Source organism: Clostridium sp. HGF2 (assembly GCF_964240115.1).
In the GTDB taxonomy this organism is placed as follows: Bacteria; Bacillota_I; Bacilli_A; order Erysipelotrichales; family Erysipelotrichaceae; genus Clostridium_AQ; species Clostridium_AQ innocuum.
Map to the genome: position 1 here is coordinate 132,285 of NZ_CAXSSO010000007.1, position 17,695 is coordinate 149,979.

The 17,695-nt window shown below is 46.7% G+C and carries 15 protein-coding genes; 13 read left to right on the plus strand and 2 right to left on the minus strand.

Going from position 1 to position 17,695, the window contains the following annotated elements; genetic code table 11:
• Positions 1-95 precede the first annotated feature (95 nt).
• From ACESPQ_RS13390 to ACESPQ_RS13405, 4 genes are all read left to right on the plus strand, one after another.
• A complete protein-coding gene (locus tag ACESPQ_RS13390) occupies positions 96-1,199 on the plus strand; it encodes a DNA recombination protein RmuC (protein ID WP_002608696.1) in 1,104 nt (367 codons plus the stop codon).
• A gap of 279 nt (positions 1,200-1,478) precedes the next feature.
• On the plus strand, positions 1,479-1,745 hold the full coding sequence (locus ACESPQ_RS13395; RefSeq protein WP_373144475.1) for a nitroreductase family protein: 267 nt from the start codon (positions 1,479-1,481) through the stop codon (positions 1,743-1,745).
• A 12-nt stretch (positions 1,746-1,757) separates the two neighbouring features.
• Positions 1,758-1,985, plus strand: a complete 228-nt coding sequence (locus ACESPQ_RS13400; RefSeq protein WP_373144476.1) for a nitroreductase family protein — start codon at positions 1,758-1,760, stop codon at positions 1,983-1,985.
• 51 nt (positions 1,986-2,036) lie between these two features.
• Positions 2,037-2,222: a hypothetical protein gene (locus ACESPQ_RS13405; protein WP_002608698.1), complete on the plus strand. Its 186-nt coding sequence runs from the start codon at positions 2,037-2,039 to the stop codon at positions 2,220-2,222.
• A gap of 23 nt (positions 2,223-2,245) precedes the next feature.
• Here ACESPQ_RS13405 and ACESPQ_RS13410 read toward each other — a convergent pair whose 3' ends face one another.
• On the minus strand, positions 2,246-3,967 hold the full coding sequence (locus ACESPQ_RS13410) for an asparagine synthetase B family protein (protein WP_118002268.1): 1,722 nt from the start codon (positions 3,965-3,967) through the stop codon (positions 2,246-2,248).
• Positions 3,968-4,190: 223 nt separating this feature from the next.
• Here ACESPQ_RS13410 and ACESPQ_RS13415 point away from each other — a divergent pair, with 223 nt between their 5' ends.
• The 5 genes from ACESPQ_RS13415 (at position 4,191) to ACESPQ_RS13435 (ending at position 11,317) form a co-directional block, all read left to right on the plus strand.
• Positions 4,191-5,054, plus strand: coding sequence for a YitT family protein (locus ACESPQ_RS13415; RefSeq protein ID WP_002608700.1), 864 nt, complete (start codon positions 4,191-4,193; stop codon positions 5,052-5,054).
• 117 nt (positions 5,055-5,171) lie between these two features.
• Positions 5,172-6,680 (plus strand): ABC transporter permease, encoded by a 1,509-nt coding sequence (locus tag ACESPQ_RS13420; protein WP_002608701.1) that lies wholly within the window; start codon positions 5,172-5,174, stop codon positions 6,678-6,680.
• A gap of 11 nt (positions 6,681-6,691) precedes the next feature.
• Positions 6,692-7,360, plus strand: a complete 669-nt coding sequence (locus tag ACESPQ_RS13425) for an ABC transporter ATP-binding protein (RefSeq protein WP_373144477.1) — start codon at positions 6,692-6,694, stop codon at positions 7,358-7,360.
• 65 nt (positions 7,361-7,425) lie between these two features.
• Complete coding sequence (locus tag ACESPQ_RS13430; RefSeq protein WP_373144478.1) at positions 7,426-9,897, plus strand: diguanylate cyclase domain-containing protein; 2,472 nt, start codon at positions 7,426-7,428, stop codon at positions 9,895-9,897.
• Entirely contained in the window at positions 9,878-11,317 is a 1,440-nt protein-coding gene (locus ACESPQ_RS13435) for a S41 family peptidase (protein WP_373144479.1), read from the plus strand. The genes ACESPQ_RS13430 and ACESPQ_RS13435 overlap by 20 nt, the downstream gene beginning before the upstream one ends.
• A 213-nt stretch (positions 11,318-11,530) precedes the next feature.
• Here the strand turns inward: ACESPQ_RS13435 and ACESPQ_RS13440 are convergent, their stop codons facing one another.
• Positions 11,531-12,850 carry an ATP-binding protein gene (locus tag ACESPQ_RS13440; protein ID WP_002608705.1) on the minus strand — a complete coding sequence of 440 codons (1,320 nt, stop codon included), beginning with the start codon at positions 12,848-12,850 and terminating at the stop codon, positions 11,531-11,533.
• Positions 12,851-13,246: 396 nt separating this feature from the next.
• Here ACESPQ_RS13440 and ilvA point away from each other — a divergent pair, with 396 nt between their 5' ends.
• Genes ilvA through ilvC form a run of 4 tightly spaced genes read left to right on the plus strand, consistent with a single transcriptional unit; the run spans position 13,247 to position 17,691 of the window.
• Positions 13,247-14,449, plus strand: coding sequence for a threonine ammonia-lyase (gene ilvA, locus ACESPQ_RS13445; protein WP_373144480.1), 1,203 nt, complete (start codon positions 13,247-13,249; stop codon positions 14,447-14,449).
• 12 nt (positions 14,450-14,461) lie between these two features.
• Complete coding sequence (gene ilvB, locus ACESPQ_RS13450) at positions 14,462-16,132, plus strand: biosynthetic-type acetolactate synthase large subunit (RefSeq protein WP_002608707.1); 1,671 nt, start codon at positions 14,462-14,464, stop codon at positions 16,130-16,132.
• 12 nt (positions 16,133-16,144) lie between these two features.
• On the plus strand, positions 16,145-16,636 hold the full coding sequence (gene ilvN, locus ACESPQ_RS13455) for an acetolactate synthase small subunit (RefSeq protein ID WP_373144481.1): 492 nt from the start codon (positions 16,145-16,147) through the stop codon (positions 16,634-16,636).
• A 59-nt stretch (positions 16,637-16,695) separates the two neighbouring features.
• The gene (ilvC, locus tag ACESPQ_RS13460) at positions 16,696-17,691 is read left to right on the plus strand and encodes a ketol-acid reductoisomerase (RefSeq protein ID WP_002608709.1); all 996 of its coding nucleotides are present in this window, start codon (positions 16,696-16,698) and stop codon (positions 17,689-17,691) included.
• The last annotated feature ends 4 nt before the right edge of the window (positions 17,692-17,695 follow it).

Sequence of the window (17,695 nt, forward strand, 5' to 3'; positions counted from 1 at the left end):
AAGCATATACGGTGAAGCAGTAAGAAAGGTTCACAAGAACTTTCAACATCTCGGTATGGATATATTTGTCCATGTTTTGAGTAGCAGAGATCATTATGGAACTATATGTGTTGATATTTTTAATTCTGTGTGTTGTACTGCTGTTTATCTTTCTGTTTCTGCAGCAGCGGCCGGCAAAATCAGCAGACAGTGAACGAGTGCTGCGGGAGCTGAACGCACAGCGAGAGGATATGGCAGCCATGCAGCAGCAATTCAACAATCAGCTGATGATGCTGCAGACGCAGATTTCCCAGCTGATGAAAACCGATTTGCAGTCTCTGCATGAAAACGTCGAACAGCGGATGAGCCATCTGGAGCTTACGCTGAATGAGAATCTGCACCATGGCTATCAGACGACAACACAGGTTTTCGGCAAGGTGCTGCAGCAGATGGGAAGGCTGGATGAAAGTCAGCAGAGCATCAGGGAGGTCTCTGCATCCATCCTGCAGCTGCAGAATGTGTTAAATGATAAAAAGACCAGAGGCATCTTTGGTGAAATAGAATTGTACAGTCTTTTGGAAACGGCGATGGGGACGGATGAGCATCGTTATCAGAAGCAGTATAAGCTGAGCAACGGAACGATTGCGGATGCTGTTCTGTTCGCCAGTGAACCGCTGCGTATGATTTGTATTGATTCCAAATTTCCGCTGGAAAATTATAACCGTCTGATGTCAGCGGATACGGCGCAGGAAAAGGCCAGAGCACATGCTCAGTTTGTACAGGATGTGAAAAGGCATATCCGCGCCATCGCTTCCAAGTATATACTGCCGCAGGAAACAGCGGAATTTGCCTGCATGTTTCTGCCTGCCGAAGCAGTGTTTTCCTATATTTATGCGAGCTGTGATGAGGTCGTGCGTTACTCTTATGAAGAAAAGGTGTATATGGTCTCACCGACGACACTGATGGCATATCTGACCGCAATACGTGCAATCTATCTGGGCGTACAGCGCAATGAGCATGTGGAACAGATTCAGCAGGAGCTGAAGCATCTGCAGGTCGAGTTTGAGCGGTTTCATAAGCGTTATCAGACAGTCGGCAGTGATTTTGAGCGAACCTATCAGGATATGCGGCAGCTGCAGATTACAGCTGGAAAGATTGTGAAGCGCTTTGAAGAGATTCAGGAGGTGCAGCTGGATAAAAAGAAGGATAGCGCAGCATAATCCGCGTTCTTAAAACGGTATGAAAGAAGAATGACAGATCGATTCTGTAAAGAAATAGCTTAACAGGTAATCTGGAATCGCAAGAGGGCACGGCAGTGACTCCTTTTGTTAGTATCGTTGATGTAAACTATATATTGACAAATGTTGAATTCCACTATATGCTAAATCTGAAGAGTTAGAATACAGGAAAAACGATATACATATATGAATCAATCATAGCCTGTTTCTTTCGCAATTACAGAGAAATTCATCCATTCGATTGGAAATAGGAGACACTTTATGGAACTACAGGAAGCGATTACCGCAAGATACAGCTGCCGCAGCTTTACAGAGCGTGCGATTGATTCAGCGCTGCTGAAAACATGTGTGGAAACCGCGGGGCTGGCACCATCCGCATGCAACTCGCAGCCTTGGAAATTTCACATCATCCAAGACCCGGCCATGGTAGCCCTGACACAGCCCTTTACAAAGCATGCAGCATTCATCGTTGTTGAAGAACAAAAGCCGGTGGTTTCTGAGCGAATCGTGAATCGCATGAAGAATTAGGAATTTCATCAGGTGGATATCGGTATTGCGTGTGCATATCTGTGCCTGCAGGCTGCTGAGCTTGGTTTGGATACATGCATGATTGGATATTTTCACGAAAAGAAAATCAAAGAGCTGCTGCAGATACCGGATAAAAAAAGAATACGGCTCGTTATTGCTGTGGGCTACGGCAGTCAACAGAGACGAAAGACTGACAGAAAGACATTGCAGGATATTCTGACAATACATGAATCGCTATAGGAGATCGCGTCTTTTTATTCAATCGCTGTGAGTCTGAAAGGGAGGATGAGGATGGATATACTTGCTTACTGCGCTGTTATCGGTGCCTTGTTTCTGCTTGCTTCCATTGTTGATTTACTGAGAAGCTGTCTGAAGGAATTGCGGCAGATTCGGGACATGCTGCGCACCAGTCAGCTTGTGGAGCTGCAGAAGGTCATGAAGGAGGCAGGGGTGGAAACGGAAGAAGCGGCAGAATGAGATGCTCTGCCGCTTTTCTTATACTATTTTTCAATCGAGATATGCTTGGTAACGATCCATCGGTCAATCTGATACAGATAGGCAAGCAGCTGTGGTCCGCTCATAAGCTGACCGTACCATGGCAGCTGAAAGCTTTCCCCCTTTGTATCAATCAGCTCTTTTAATTTTACATCATCAAACAACTCATGCAGCGGGCTTGTCGGATCCTCATAACGCTCCTGCAGACGTTTGCTGACCAGCTCGGCGTATCGGGGATTGTGTGTCTTTGGAAACGGGTTCTTTTTCCGATGGGCAACACTTTCAGGCAGCTCATGTTCAAATGCCTTTCGCAGAATGCCTTTTTCCTCCTGCTTCAGAAACTTCATCTCCCATGGGATGTTATATACGTATTCCAGCAGCTTCACATTGGCAAACGGGGCACGGATATTCAAATGCGCTGCATCTCCCATGCATACCTGACGGGTAACCAGCGTCTGCATAAACCAGTGCAGACACAGCACGGTGTGAATACGCGCACGGCGGTCCTCCTCACTGTCGGTATCCAGATATTCAATATCCTGTATGCTTTCCGCATAACGCTTTGCGATATAGTCCTCATACGGAAGACGCTGCAAATCCGGATGAAGCAAAGAGATTCTCTCTTTTGTGGAGCGCAGCCATGGAAAGGTATCCAAATCCTTTAACTCGTCCCGGTAAAACCACGGATAGCCGCCAAAAATCTCGTCCGAGCACTCTCCGCTTAAAATGATCTGTTCCTTTTCAGCAACCTTACGGCACAGCCACAGCAAGCTGGAATCCACATCTGCCATACCCGGTGCTTCTCTTGCCAGCATAGCATCCTCCAGCAGATCACAGAGCTCTTGCTGTGACAGCATAAGCGGTGTATGCTCACATTGACAGAACTCACACATATCCTGAATGAAGGAAGCATCCAGAGAAACCTGATACATATTCCCCTTGAAATTTTCTTTATTCCCTTCATAATCCAGAGAATAGGTACGCCATTGCGGATTCTTTTTTGCGGCAACGCTCGTTATCAGGCTGGAATCCAGTCCGCCTGAGAGAAAGCTTGCCTGTGCACCAGACGCCTGTGCGTGGATAGAGGCACTCATCAAATCGTGTACCTTCGTGATGGTCTCCTGTAAGGTATCCGTATGCGGATGTGCGGAAAGCTTATAATATGTTTTTATCTCCAGCTTACCGGCGGATATACGAAGCAGGGAGCCCATCGGCAATGCATGGACATCCTTATACAGCGTCTGATTTTCACTGATGCTGGGGCCAAAGGCAAACAGCTCCAAAAGTCCCTCGCGATTCAGAACGGCCGGTGTATCCGAAGCATCCAGCAGAGGCTGAATCCGGCAGCTGATCCAAATGCAGTTGTCCTTGATCAGATAATAGATTGGGCGAAGCCCGAGCGGATCCTTGGCACAGAAGAGGGAATCACCTTTCCGTATAATAAAGGAATAAGCACCCTCCATATGCTCCATCGCTTTTTCGCCCCAGAGCAGATAGGCATACAAGACGGCTTCCTCCATACTGGAGGGATTAGGAAAACCAGCCTGTCGCAATTCCTCGTGTAATTTTTCAAGCTGATACAGCTCCCCATCACACATAACAGAAAATTCCATTGCTTCATGCTGTACAGCTTTGAAGCCCTCGGTATATATCTTGACATCCCTGCGGGTATCGCAGTGCTTTTTGACTGCCTCATTTAGGGCAGCTACGGCTAAAAATTGTTTCATAACAACTCTCCTTCCATATGCATTGTATGAATTTTCACAGCACAATAGTATCAGTTCAGCTAAAAAACAGCTGTAAGTGCTTGCTGGAAATCGTGTAAGACCTGATACAGCTGAATGAAAATTTACATAGAAAAAAGTAAACAGGTATCATCCGTAAAACGGTTGCATGTAGAAAAAAAGATAGTATAATTATGCATGACCAGAGGAAAAAGGGAGTAGAAGAATGAGATTAAAACCAAGTGTCAGAGATCTGATTACGGTAGGCTGTGTGATTATCGGATCACTTCTCTGCGCCATCAATATCAATACCTTTATCAATGCCGGGGGCTTGTTTCCGGGCGGCTTTACCGGACTGACGGTATTCATTCAGCGATGCGCGGAAAAATATATGAACCTGCAGGTTCCGTATTCTGCCGTCAACTTTGCATTGAATGCCATACCGGCCTACATCGGCTACAAAACAGTAGGAAAGAAATTCACACTGTATTCCTGTGTGATGATTGTTTTAACCGGTGTGTTTGTTGAAATCCTGCCGGTTACCAATATCACGGAGGATATTCTGCTGATTACCATATTCGGTGGAATTTTACAGGGTGTCGCCTTGGGCATCGCCTTACGCGGGAATGCCAGCAGCGGCGGAACGGATTTCATCGCCATGTGGATTTCACAAAGGACCAATCAGCCAGCCTGGAATTATATCCTGGCTATGAATGCCGTAATGCTTGTGGCTGCCGGATATCTGTTCGGATGGAATGCTGCGCTGTATTCCATAATCTTTCAGTTCTGCTCCACACAGGTTATCAATTTTGTGCATACCCGTTACAAGCGGATGACGCTGTTCATCGTCACCAGCAATCCGGATATCGTGATTGAGGAAATTCAGAATTCCACACATCACGGCGTAACGCGGCTGGAGGGGATCGGTACCTATTACGGGCGGCCGAGAACCATGCTGTACACAGTTGTGGATTCTCAGAATGTCAAGGGGCTTGTCACCCGAATCCGTGAAATTGATCAGACCAGCTTTGTCAATGTGACAAAGACGGAAAGTGTTGAGGGGAAATTCTATCAGCGGCCGATTGAATAAAATCAGTTGATTTGCTTACTAAAACACCTGAGAGGGTGTTTTCTTTTGCTCTTCATAGCCTGTTCACAGAGTTATCACATGCCGCCTGTATACTGTAACCGTGAAAGGAGAATACTCATGTACATTTTAAAGAATGCATTGCGGAATATAACCAGAGCAAAGGGCAGAAATATACTGATCGGCTGTATCGCCTTTGTGATAGGTCTGTCAGCCTGCCTTGCATTGTCGATTCGCGAGGCTGCGGACAGGGAGCGTGAAAGCGGCTTATCCGATTTGAACATCACCGCAACCATCCGTGTGGACCGCCAGTCCATGATGGAGGATATGCGTAAGAATGCAGAGGAAACAGAGCAGCCGGATAGCGGCAGTATGAAGGATTGGATGTCTTCGATGAAAGAGCTGTCTTTGGAGGAATTAAAAACCTATGCACAGGCAAAATCCGTCCATGATTTCTATTATACGGAAAGTGTTTCCCTGAACGCATCTTCGATAGAAGCGGTTTCCACTTCCTCTGATACTACTGATACAGCCACGGCTGACACATCCCAGGAACGTGGATTTCCCCAACAGGGGAAGGGCATTGGCGGTATGCAAAATCAGGGAGATTTCACCATAACCGGCTATAGCAGCTATGCGGCGATGACGGCCTTTGCGGATGGCAGTGCCCAGCTGAGTGAGGGAGTCCGTTTTACGGAAGGTGATGATGCGCTTACGTGTATCATCCATCAGGAGCTTGCCACACTGAATAACCTGTCCATCGGGGATACGATTACCTTTACCAATCCCGCTGCTGAGAAGGAAACGTACAAGGTCAGGGTTGTCGGTATCTATACCTCTACAAAAACCGCTGATTCCTTTATGGGGATGAATATGATGGATCCTGCCAATCAGATTTATATGTCCTATGAGGCTCTGCATGCGATGGTTGAAAAGAGTACCGCTGATACGGATACTGCCCTGCATGCCCAGACCCGTGGCACGTATGTGTTTGAAAATGTTGAGGCATATGATAAATTTGAAGCACAGGCCCGAAAGCTTGGGCTGAGTGATATGTATACCGTTTCCTCTGAGGATGTGGCTGCTTATGAACAAAGCCTTGCCCCGCTGGAAAATCTGAGTACGTATGCCGGATATTTTCTGGCGGTTGTATTGCTGGTCGGCGGTGTGATTCTAGTGGTGCTCAATATCTATCACATCCGGGAACGGAAATATGAAATCGGGGTGTTGGCGGCCATCGGTATGAACAAGCGCAGGATTGCTTTGCAGTTCATCTGTGAAATCTTCATAGTAACACTTATGGCGATTATGCTGGGCTGTGGAATCGGTGCTGCCGCAAGTGTACCGCTGACCAACACACTGCTGCAGACACAGACTGTACAGACATCTGCCACGCAGGAAACCGATTTTCCAAAGGAAGGCGGTCCGCAGATAGAGTTTGGCGGCAGGAGCAAGGGAATGGAGAAAGAAACTGTATCCTATATACAGGAAATCAGCAGTGCCGCCAATGGAAAGGTCCTGCTGGAGCTGGGCGGTATTGCCATATTGCTGACGCTATTATCCGCCGCCCTGGCGGTACTGCGTATTCTGCGTTATGAACCGCTGAATATATTATCGAACAGAGAATAGGAGGAAGCAACATGCAGCTGGAATTACAGAATGTCGGCTACAGCTATAATGGTAAGGAATTGGTGCTGCGCCATGTGAATTACCGCTTTGAAGACGGCAGAATCTACGCGATTACCGGTCGCTCCGGAGCAGGTAAGACCACTTTGCTGTCTCTGCTTTCACAGCTGACAAAGCCAACGGAAGGAAAGATTCTGTACAATGGATTGGATGTCAGCGAGGTGGATCAGTATCTATACAGAAGTCAGTATGCAGGTGTGATTTTTCAAAGCTTTAATCTGCTGATGCATCTGACTGCCGTTGAAAATGTGATGCTGTCCATGGACATCGCCGGAGTAAAAAAAGAAAACAACCGTGCATATGCAATGGAACTGCTGGAAAAGGTGGGGCTCAGTAAGGAAGAATCCCAACGCCGTATTTTAAAGCTTTCCGGTGGGCAGCAGCAGCGTGTAGCCATCGCCCGTGCAGTATCGTATGATCCCGCAATTCTTCTGGCGGATGAGCCTACCGGTAATCTGGATGAGGATACGCAGGATGAAATCATGGAAATCTTTAAAGGTCTTGCGTATGAGGAACAGAAATGTATCATCCTTGTCACACATTCACCCGTGGTTGCATCCCTTGCAGATGAAGTTTATGCATTAACCGATACAAAAAGGTGTATAATACGCCTTTTTCTTTGAAAAAATTTACTTTTCTTCTTCTATATACTGTATAATATAAGATATATGGACATCGAGGTGAGATTATGAAGCAAAAGGGAATACTGGCATGCATTGTTGTAATGTTTCTGTTTCTGCTATCGGCAGTACCATCAGTGCAGGCAGAGGAAAACAAGCGTGTCATACGAGTAGGCTTTCCTACGCAGCCAGGCCTGACAGTAAAAAATGATGATGGCACCTATACAGGCTACACCTATGATTATCTGAAGGAAATCTCACAATACACAGGATGGACGTATGAGTTCGTTGAAATAGAAGGGGATCTGAATGAGCAGCTGACGACCATGCTTGATATGCTGAAAAAAGGGGATTTGGATTTACTTGGAGCCATGAGCTACAATGAGGGACTCTCCAAGATATACGATTATCCGACAGAGAATTATGGAAATGCATACAGTGTTATCGCAGTGCTTTCAAACGATGAGCGCTTTGATGAGTATAATCTGACAGAAAGTAAAGACTTTCGCATTGCGCTGGATAAGGATGCGGAAAATCGTAATATAGCATTTGAGCAGTTTGCGGAATTGAATGGTATGAAATACAAGACGGTATGGTGTGAAAATGCGAAGGAACAGCAAAAGGCCGTTGAGTCTGGAAAAGCCGATGCTCTGATAACCGTCGATCTTTCCATTGATGATAATTTTCGTTCCATTGCAAAATTTTCTCCAACACCATTTTATTTTGCGACCACAAAAGGCAACAGCGCATTGATCTCCGAACTGAATCGGGCCATTGTCAGCATAAGTGAAGTCAATCCGACGCTGCAGTCTACGCTGTACAATAAATATTTCACGAAATCAAGCAACCAGCTGCTCTTAAACAGCAGGGAAAAAGCCTATATCAACGAGCATCCTGCGTTGAAGGTGCTGGTACAGGACGGGTTCGGACCGCTGCAATATTATAACGGCAATCGGGAAATACAAGGTGTGGCAAATGATCTTTTGAAAAGCATCAGCAAAAAGGCGGGCTGGAGGCTGGAATATATATATACCGACAGCTATGATGATTTTGCAAAGAAAATTGCAGATAAAGAAGCAGATATCGTATTGAACATACAGTATGATTACGATCTGATGAGTCACAGTACCCTGCTGCTGAGCACACCATATCTGGAAACGGAGCGGGTGCTTGTCGCAGGGAATGATGTCGATGTAACGGCATTGAAAGAGAAAAAGGCCGCAATCTACAAGGGGAATGTGACAGAAAAGTATGAGAATACAAAAAATGCAGTCTATTATGATTCCATCGAGGAAGCACTGCGTGCAGTCGATGAGGGCATATGTGATTACACGTATACGGACAGCTATGCTGCATCCTTCTATCAGTACCGGGATGATTTCACGCATTACATTATTTATCCTCAGGCGAATTCCTCCTCGATGAAATACAGCATGGGTATTATCAACAGCAGTGAGAACACACTTGCGACAATTTTGAATAAGGGTATCCGTACCATTGATACCAGTGAGCTGGAAAGCTATATTTATGAAAATGCACAGCAACAAAAGCCGTTTACCTTCATGACATATATTCAGGAAAATCCGCTGAAATTCATGATGCTGATCGTGGCAGCTGCCTCGGTTCTGTTGATGCTTGGATATGTGTACTATCGTAATCAAATGAAAATGAAAAAGCAGATCGAGCTGGAAAACACACGTTACCGCTATCTCTCGGAAATTATGAAGGAAGTAATTTTTGAGTATGATTACAGGAGTGATATGCTGCGTCTTACCAGTGAGGCTGTGGAGATTTTCAAGGTACCTGAAGTGATTGAGCATTTTTCTTCCTATCAATCCGAGATTCTGGTTGTGGATGGTAAGGGAAACAATCCGCTTTATGAACAGCTGATGAAGAAGGTGGATACGGATGCGGACGTAAATCTGATTTTTCACGGGTCTTCCTTATGGTATCATATATATATCAAGGTGATTTATGATGGGGCACAGGCTGTTTCCGCAATCGGACGTGTGCAGAACATCCATGCTGAAAAGATGGAAAAGGAACAGCTGCGTAAAATAAGCATGCTGGATTCTCTGACGGATATTCTGAATGCAGCATCTGTGAAGAAGCAGATTCAGGAGGTACTGAATGCAAAGAGTACACCGCATGCGCTGTACATTATGGACTTGGATGATTTCAAGGAGGTAAATGATGTACACGGCCATTATATAGGGGATCAGGTGCTGATTCAGACAGCAACCGCCTTGCAGGAGGTCTTCCGTGATTCCGCAATTGTAGGACGGCTTGGCGGAGATGAGTTTGTCGTCTTTATGAAGCATATCAGTGGCAGAGAACAGGTGAAGGAGAAGTGTCAGCTTCTGACAGAGAATCTGCGTTATAAAAGAGAAACCACCAAACTGCCGATTCCCACCATCAGTATCGGGGTATCGCTGAGTCGCACCGGTGATGATTTTGTCAGTCTGTATCAGCGTGCGGATATCGCGTTATATGATGTTAAACATCAGGGCAAGGATAATTATGTCATTGATAAAGAATAAAACAGCAGGCAGAATCATTATGGTGGTTCTGCTTTCTCTTCCGCTGCAGGGGTGCAGGAAGGGACAGGATGAAGTGAAAATACCCTGGAAGACGGAGCAGCTGGCAGAGCAGATCAATCAGACTCGAAAAACGGAAGCCTACAAAATGCCGGCAATGCCAAAAGAGAAATCGAGCCTGCAGAATTACTGGAAGGCACTGGACTATGCTTTGGAAAATCAGCATGTCTCCTCACCCTCCCGCACACTGACGAAGAAAGAAGCGCGCGAAGATACAACGGCATTGTTTGCAATGCTGAAGGAGCTGTATGGCTGTTATGCCTATTTTAATCAGAGTGATGCGTTTGCACAGGCAGAGGAGGCAGTCCTGCAGGACATCGAGCGAATTCGGGAGCTGGATTATACGGCCTATCGTTCCTGTATTCGAACACATATGCGCTTTCTTGAGGATCAGCACTTCCTGATTGATCAGACGCCGCTGAAACGTCCCATGGTAACCTTTACGATGCAGGATACGTTTGAAAAGAGAAAAGACGGATTTTATTTTAAAAATAAAAGGGTAACGGCAATAGATGAAGAAACAAAGCTGGAGACTGTCCTGAAGGAGGATGCTCTGCATGTGGGAAGCTATGTATATTATCAAAAAACAAATGAGCAGAAGACAGAAGTTACCCTGCATTTTGCCAAGGAAACGGCACAGCGGCAGAAGGTGCTGCCTCTTGCGGCACATCCATCGGATAAAGCCATTTTTGAAAAGGAGATTCAGGGTGTTCCCTATGTTCATACGGCACGGATGTTTTATGCAAAACGTGAACAGGAGAAGGCGGATGCATTTTTAAAAACGGCAGAGAAGTTCAAAGACAGCAAAGCAGCAATTCTGGATTTACGGGGAAACAGCGGTGGTGATCTGCTGGTGGCAGAAAGCTGGTATCGTAGCTTCTCAGGGACTTCAAAGGGCGGTCATATGCAAACACTGTTGAAGCTTCCTCTGGAAAACCCCTTGCTGGAGGAGAAATTTCATGCAGAAGACTTCGCACAGTCCTTATCGGATTTGCGAAAGAAAGAAGCCTGGAAGCAGCTGGATGAACTGCATGCTGTGGTGGAACGCAGGACCGAGAAACAAATAAAGAATGATACACTGCTGTTCGTCTTACAGGATGATCAGACCGCATCCGCAGCGGAGCATTTGATCGATCGGCTGCACAGCCTTGATCATGTTGTGTTCATCGGTACACCGACGGCAGGCATGCTGCGTGGTTCTTCCTTTCTGACAGTGTATCTGAAGCATTCCAGTCTGGAGGTCAGCTTTGGCAATATGCTGACGCAGTTCCCGGATTCCTATGCAAAAGAATATTACGGAATAGAGCCGGATATCTGGACAAACGATGCCTCCGCCCTTGTAGAACAGCTGCTGACACAATAGGTCTGTGATTTTATGGGAAAGTGAAATTGCAATGAAAAGAAACCTGCGCGTATCCGTGGTTCTTACTCAATTACGGATGAAAAAAATAAGGAGAATTCCATTTGAATTCTCCTTTATGCAGGCACCTCTACGTAGGAAAGAATGGTATCTGCAGGTTTTTATGATATGAAAGAGAGCGCAAAGCTGCCGGAAGAAAGCCGCAGGATATCCCGTTTATGTTTTCAGACCGGAGCGTCCGGATAAATAATTAATGAGCTGCTGTGCGGCACGCCCGCTGTTTCCGCCATGACCAAGCCCCCATTTTCTGGCCTCCGCCTGCAGCTCCTCCTCACTGAGCGTGATTTCCGGATACTGCTTGGCAAGCTCCGTGACGATTTCAAAGTAGTTCTTCTGATTTGGGCGCTCATAGCAGATGCTGAGACCGAAGCGTGCCACAAGCGAGAGCTTCTCCTGCATGGTATCGGAATGATGCAGCTCGTCATCGTCATTGATATCGTTGCGGTCCTTCCATGTTTCCCGTACCAGATGGCGCCGGTTGCTGGTGGCATAGATTAGGACATTATCCGGCTTTGTTTCCACGCCGCCCTCAATGACCGCCTTTAAAAATTTATATTCGATTTCAAATTCCTCAAAGGACAAATCATCCATATAAATGATAAAGCGGTAATTGCGATTTTTAATATGCGATATAATGGTTGAAAGATCCTTGAACTGGTGCTTATAAATTTCAATCATGCGCAGGCCATCCTTATAGTACTCATTGACGATGGCCTTGATGCTGGTGGACTTTCCGGTTCCGCTGTCTCCGTACAAAAGAGCATTGTTGGCGTTGCGTCCCTCAACAAAGGCCTGTGTGTTTTCCCGCAGCATATCCTTTTGCATCTGATAGCCGATGAGATCATCAAGAATCACGCTGTCCATATTGTTGATGGGAAGAAATTCCACATCCCCGTTTTCACAGGAGCGGATGCGAAACGCCTTGTTTAAGCCAAACATCCCGACACCGTACTCCTGATAGAAGGTGGTGATGATTTGGAAGATTTCCTCCTCATCGGCGGCAGTCTCAATGCTGCGGGAGATACGTTGTACCATTGCGGAGACATTCCTGTTGTACATGCGCTCCTTTTTGGCAACGGCTTTATAATTGCTGATTGTTGAGAAGCAGTCGATGCCGAGTGCTTTTTCAATCGGGTGAAAGTCAAAATCAAAGAGACGCTTAACTACCCTGAAATCATTTTTGGCGAAATGATGCACACTGCCATCCTGTACCGGACTCTTTTCACTGACGAGGCTGAATGAATTTTCATTCATTAGAAGCAGAAAGGTCAGATAATTGTGCCAGAGATTTTCATCAAAGCCATAGCTGGTCGCCAGATCAAGCAGTGCCTTGATCTGTGTGTATATACGTTCAATCAGTTCTGCATCCTCTGCCGTTTTTGCATCAAAGTCATGAAATATCTTGGAAAGCTCTGATAAAATACTGTGATCACCAAAGCTGCGGTATAAAATAAGTTTTGCTGTTTCCTTATACATGGGGATACCTCCGTTGTCTATGCCTTTTATTATAAAGAAGGAATGGCGGAATGAAAAGGGTTTTGTGAAAATAAATATTCGTTTTCCACAACGTATGTAACAGGATTGTAAAATAAATGAAAATATGACTGAAAACTATTGACAAAAGTGTGAAAAAGTTTTATTCTAATACCATCACAGTTGGAAAGGAAGTGGACAAGTGATGGCACTATACATTATCGTCATTATTATTATTCTCATAGTCCTAAGCAAGTCTGTTTTTCTTTCTAGTGAGTCTCATACGTGAGATTTCCATAACAGAACACTTTCGTTGTATAAACACTAAGGCGTGAGGATAGAAAGAAAAGCAGCTTATCGTTGGATATGCTGCTTTTTTACGAAACAGGAGGAAGAGGAATGGAATGTAAAGATGTAGAGCAGGCGGCCGCCAGACTGCAGGGGCAGATTCACAATGTGAAGGTGACCAGCTCGCGGACATTTTCGGAAATGAGCAGCTGTCAGCTGTTTCTGAAATGTGAGAACCGCCAGAAAACCGGATCTTTCAAGGTTCGCGGCGCCTTCAACAAGCTGGCGAAGCTGAAGGAAGAGGGGAAAACGAGCGAGGTCATTGCCAGCAGTGCCGGCAACCATGCACAGGGCGTCAGCTATGCCGCAAGCAAGCTGGGCATGCATGCGACCATCGTGATGCCGAAGAGCACACCGATTGCCAAGGTGCTGGCAACCAAGGGCTATGGTGCCGATGTGGTGCTGGCAGGGGATAATTATGATGAGTGCTATCAGGAAGCGCTTCGTCTGCAGGAGGAAAAAGGGGCAACCTTTATTCATCCCTTTGATGATGAGGATGTCATAGCCGGTCAGGGAACAATCGCCTATGAGATCTGTCATGATCTGCCCAATGTGGATATGATCGTCGTACCGGCTGGGGGAGGCGGACTGCTTTCCGGAATCAGCTTTTATGCCAAGCAGATCAATCCGCGTATCAAAATCGTCGGGGTTCAGGCGGAGGGAGCCAATGCCATCGTACAGAGCTTTCAGAAGCAGAAGCACTGTGCGATTAAACATGTAAATACGATCGCGGATGGAATCGCGGTGATGAATCCGGGGAAGACCACGGTAAAGCTTATTCAGGAAAATGTGGATGAGATGGTGAGTGTCAGTGACGGTGAAATCGCAGCGACGATTCTTCTGCTGCTGGAAAGAGAAAAGCAGGTCGTGGAGCCGGCGGGGGCAGCGAGTCTGGCAGCTGTGCTCAACGGAAAAATCAATGTTGCGGGAAAACGTGTTGTCTGTGTTCTGTCCGGAGGGAATATCGATGTTTCCTTTATACACAAGGTTGTTGAAAAGGGACTGGTAAGCCGCGGCAGAAACATGAAATTCAAAACACTGATGCTGGATGTACCGGGTGCTCTGGAGCATTTCACGCATATCCTGTGTGAACAGAATGCGAATATTATTGAAATACAGTATGACCGTATCCAGGCTGATTTGAATCTGAATGAAACCATACTCCATCTGGCTGTTGAGGTCAGCAGCAAGGAACATGGGGAGGCACTGATTAAGGTGTTAAAGCAAAAGGGATATGAAATAACGATGGAATAGGGAGGCTGTTTTATGAAAATGAATGGTTCGCAGATACTGATACAGGCATTGATCGACCAGGGTGTGGATACCATCTTCGGATATCCCGGAGGATCGGTGCTGAATATCTATGATGCGTTATATGAACGAAGTGAGGATATCCGTCACATTATCACCTCACATGAGCAGGGGGCAGCCCATGCGGCAGACGGCTATGCGAGAAGCACCGGCAAATGCGGGGTCTGTCTGGCAACCAGCGGACCGGGCGCTACCAATCTGGTTACCGGTATTGCGACAGCCTATATGGACTCCATTCCCATGGTGGCCATTACCGGCAATGTTCCCAATGATCTGCTGGGACGTGATTCCTTTCAGGAGGTAAATATCACGGGGATCACTATGCCGATCACCAAGCATAACTTTATCGTGCAGAATGTCGAGGACCTGGCGGCAGTGGTACGCAAGGCGTTTGTCATCGCCAATTCCGGACGAAAGGGTCCTGTTCTGATCGATATACCGAAGGATGTTACCGCAGCGCACAGCGAATATGTCAAGCTGCCGCGCTATCGCATCCGCAAGCTTCCAAAGGTGGACGATGTCGTATTTGAACAGGCGCTGGAGGTCATCCGCAGGGCCGAGCGTCCGATGATCTATGCCGGAGGAGGGATTATTTCCTCCAATGCGACCAGAGAGCTAATGAATTTTTCCAGGCATATGGATATTCCTATCTGCTGTTCCATGATGGGACTTGGCAGTGTGCCGTATGACTATGATTTATATATGGGTATGCTGGGGATGCATGGGACACCGGTCTCCAATTACGCAACCCTGAATACCGATCTGATTATCGCGATCGGCTCCAGATTTTCCGATCGTGTTGCGGGAAACCGGGAAGAATTCGGCAGAGAGGCGAAAATCATCCATTTCGATATCGATGCCTCTGAAATTTCCAAGAATGTGGCCAGTGACATTTCCATCGTCGGAGATGCCCGCTATATTCTGAAGAAAATGATACAGCGCATGCCGGAAACCAAGCATGATGACTGGACGGGAACACTTAAGGATTTTAAAACCAAGCTGGGGCTGCCAAAGCCGAAGCCGGGAGAAAATGTCGATCCCAGAGATCTTGCCCTGACCCTGCATGAAATCGTCGGAGAGGATGCGATTATCGTTACCGATGTCGGACAGCATCAGATGATCATGGCACAGTATTATCAGTTTTCCCGTCCGCGCAGCTGGATCAGCTCCTGCGGTCTGGGGACGATGGGCTATGGTATGGGAGCGGCAATCGGTGCCAAGGTTGCCAATCCGCACCGTCCGGTTATTCTGGTTACGGGGGATGGAAGCTTCCATATGAATATGAATGAGATGGCAGCGGCTGTCAGTGCCAATATTCCCATCGTCGTGCTTGTCTTCAACAATCATGTTTTAGGTATGGTGCGGCAGTGGCAGACTCTGTTCTATGATCACCGCTATTCTCATACGACGATTGACCGGCAGACGGATTTTGTGAAGCTGGCAGAGGCGTTTGGCGGAAAGGGATTGCGTATCCAAACGAGGCATGATATTAAAGGTGTCATGAAGGAGGCGCTGTCCAGCAGGGTTCCCTGCATTGTGGACTGCTGGATTGACAAGGATGACTGTGTCTATCCGATCATACCTCCGGGAAAAAGCGGTAAGGATATTATTCTATATGGCAACTAGGGAGATGAGAGCATGAATCGAGCGGTATTATCCATTCTGGTATCCAATCACTTCGGGGTACTGACAAGAGTGACGAATCTGTTTTCCCAAAGAGGATTCAACATAGATTCTCTGGCTGTAGGAGAAACGGAAAATGAAAATTATTCCCGTATCACGATTACGACGAGCGGGGATGCAGCGAGTGTCAATCAGATCAAGCTGCAGCTGGATAAGCTGGAGGATGTGAAAATCGTCCAGGAAATATCGGACGAACAGCTGTTTATCCGGGAGGTCATGCTCGTTAAGGTGGCCCCGCGCGTCAATCAGATGGAAGCATTTGAAAAATGTGTGGAGGACTTTAACGGACGGACGCAGATTATCGAGGATGGCTGCTGTATCGTGGAGCTGACGGATACACCGGCTTCTGTAAATTATTTTCTGGAGGAGCTGCGCGAGTATCACATTAAGGAAATCAGCCGCACTGGCGGAGCTGCGCTGCAGCTGAGTACGGAAACTGTTTATTAAACGTAAGCACTTACGTTTTGATAGAACTGGAATTACCAAAAACAAGGAGGAAAACGAAAATGGTAAAAGTTTATTATGATGCAGATTGCAATATGGATCTTCTGAAAGGAAAGACCGTGGCAATCATCGGGTATGGAAGTCAGGGACATGCACATGCACTGAACCTGAAGGACAGCGGAGTGAATGTGGTAGTCGGTCTTCGTCCGGGCTCCAAGAGCCGTGCAAAGGCAGAGGAAGCAGGATTAACGGTATTGGATACGGCAGAGGCTGCAAAAGCAGGTGATGTTATCATGATTCTGACACCGGATCAGGATCAGCCGGATATCTATAAAAAAGACATTGAACCAAATTTGGAAGAAGGAAATATGCTGATGTTTGCACATGGCTTCTCCATTCATTTTAATCAAATCGTGGCACCCGCTGGTGTCGATGTTACAATGTGTGCACCAAAGGGTCCCGGACATACCGTACGCAGTCAGTATCAGGAGGGCAGAGGTGTTCCATCACTGATCGCCGTACATCAGGATGCAAGCGGTAAAGCACATGACTATGCACTGGCATATGCCGGAGGTATCGGTGCCGGACGTGCCGGAATCATTGAAACAACCTTTAAGGAAGAAACGGAAACCGATCTGTTCGGTGAGCAGGCTGTCTTATGCGGCGGTGTCTGCGAGCTGATGCAGGCTGGCTTTGATACACTGGTAGAAGCTGGCTATGAGCCGGAAATGGCATATTTCGAATGTATCCATGAAATGAAGCTGATTGTCGATCTGATCAACAGCGGTGGCTTCGCAATGATGCGCTATTCCATCTCCGATACAGCAGAATACGGTGACTATGTGACTGGAAAACGTCTGATTACAGAAGAAACGCGCAAGGAGATGAAGAAGGTTTTAACAGAGATTCAGGATGGAACCTTTGCCGGAAACTGGATTACGGAAAACAAGGCCGCAGGACGCTCCCACTTCCTGGCAATGCGCCGCGTTCATGCAGCACACCCATCGGAAAAGGTTGGCGAGAAGCTGCGTAAAATGATGAGCTGGCTGAAAAAATAAGGAG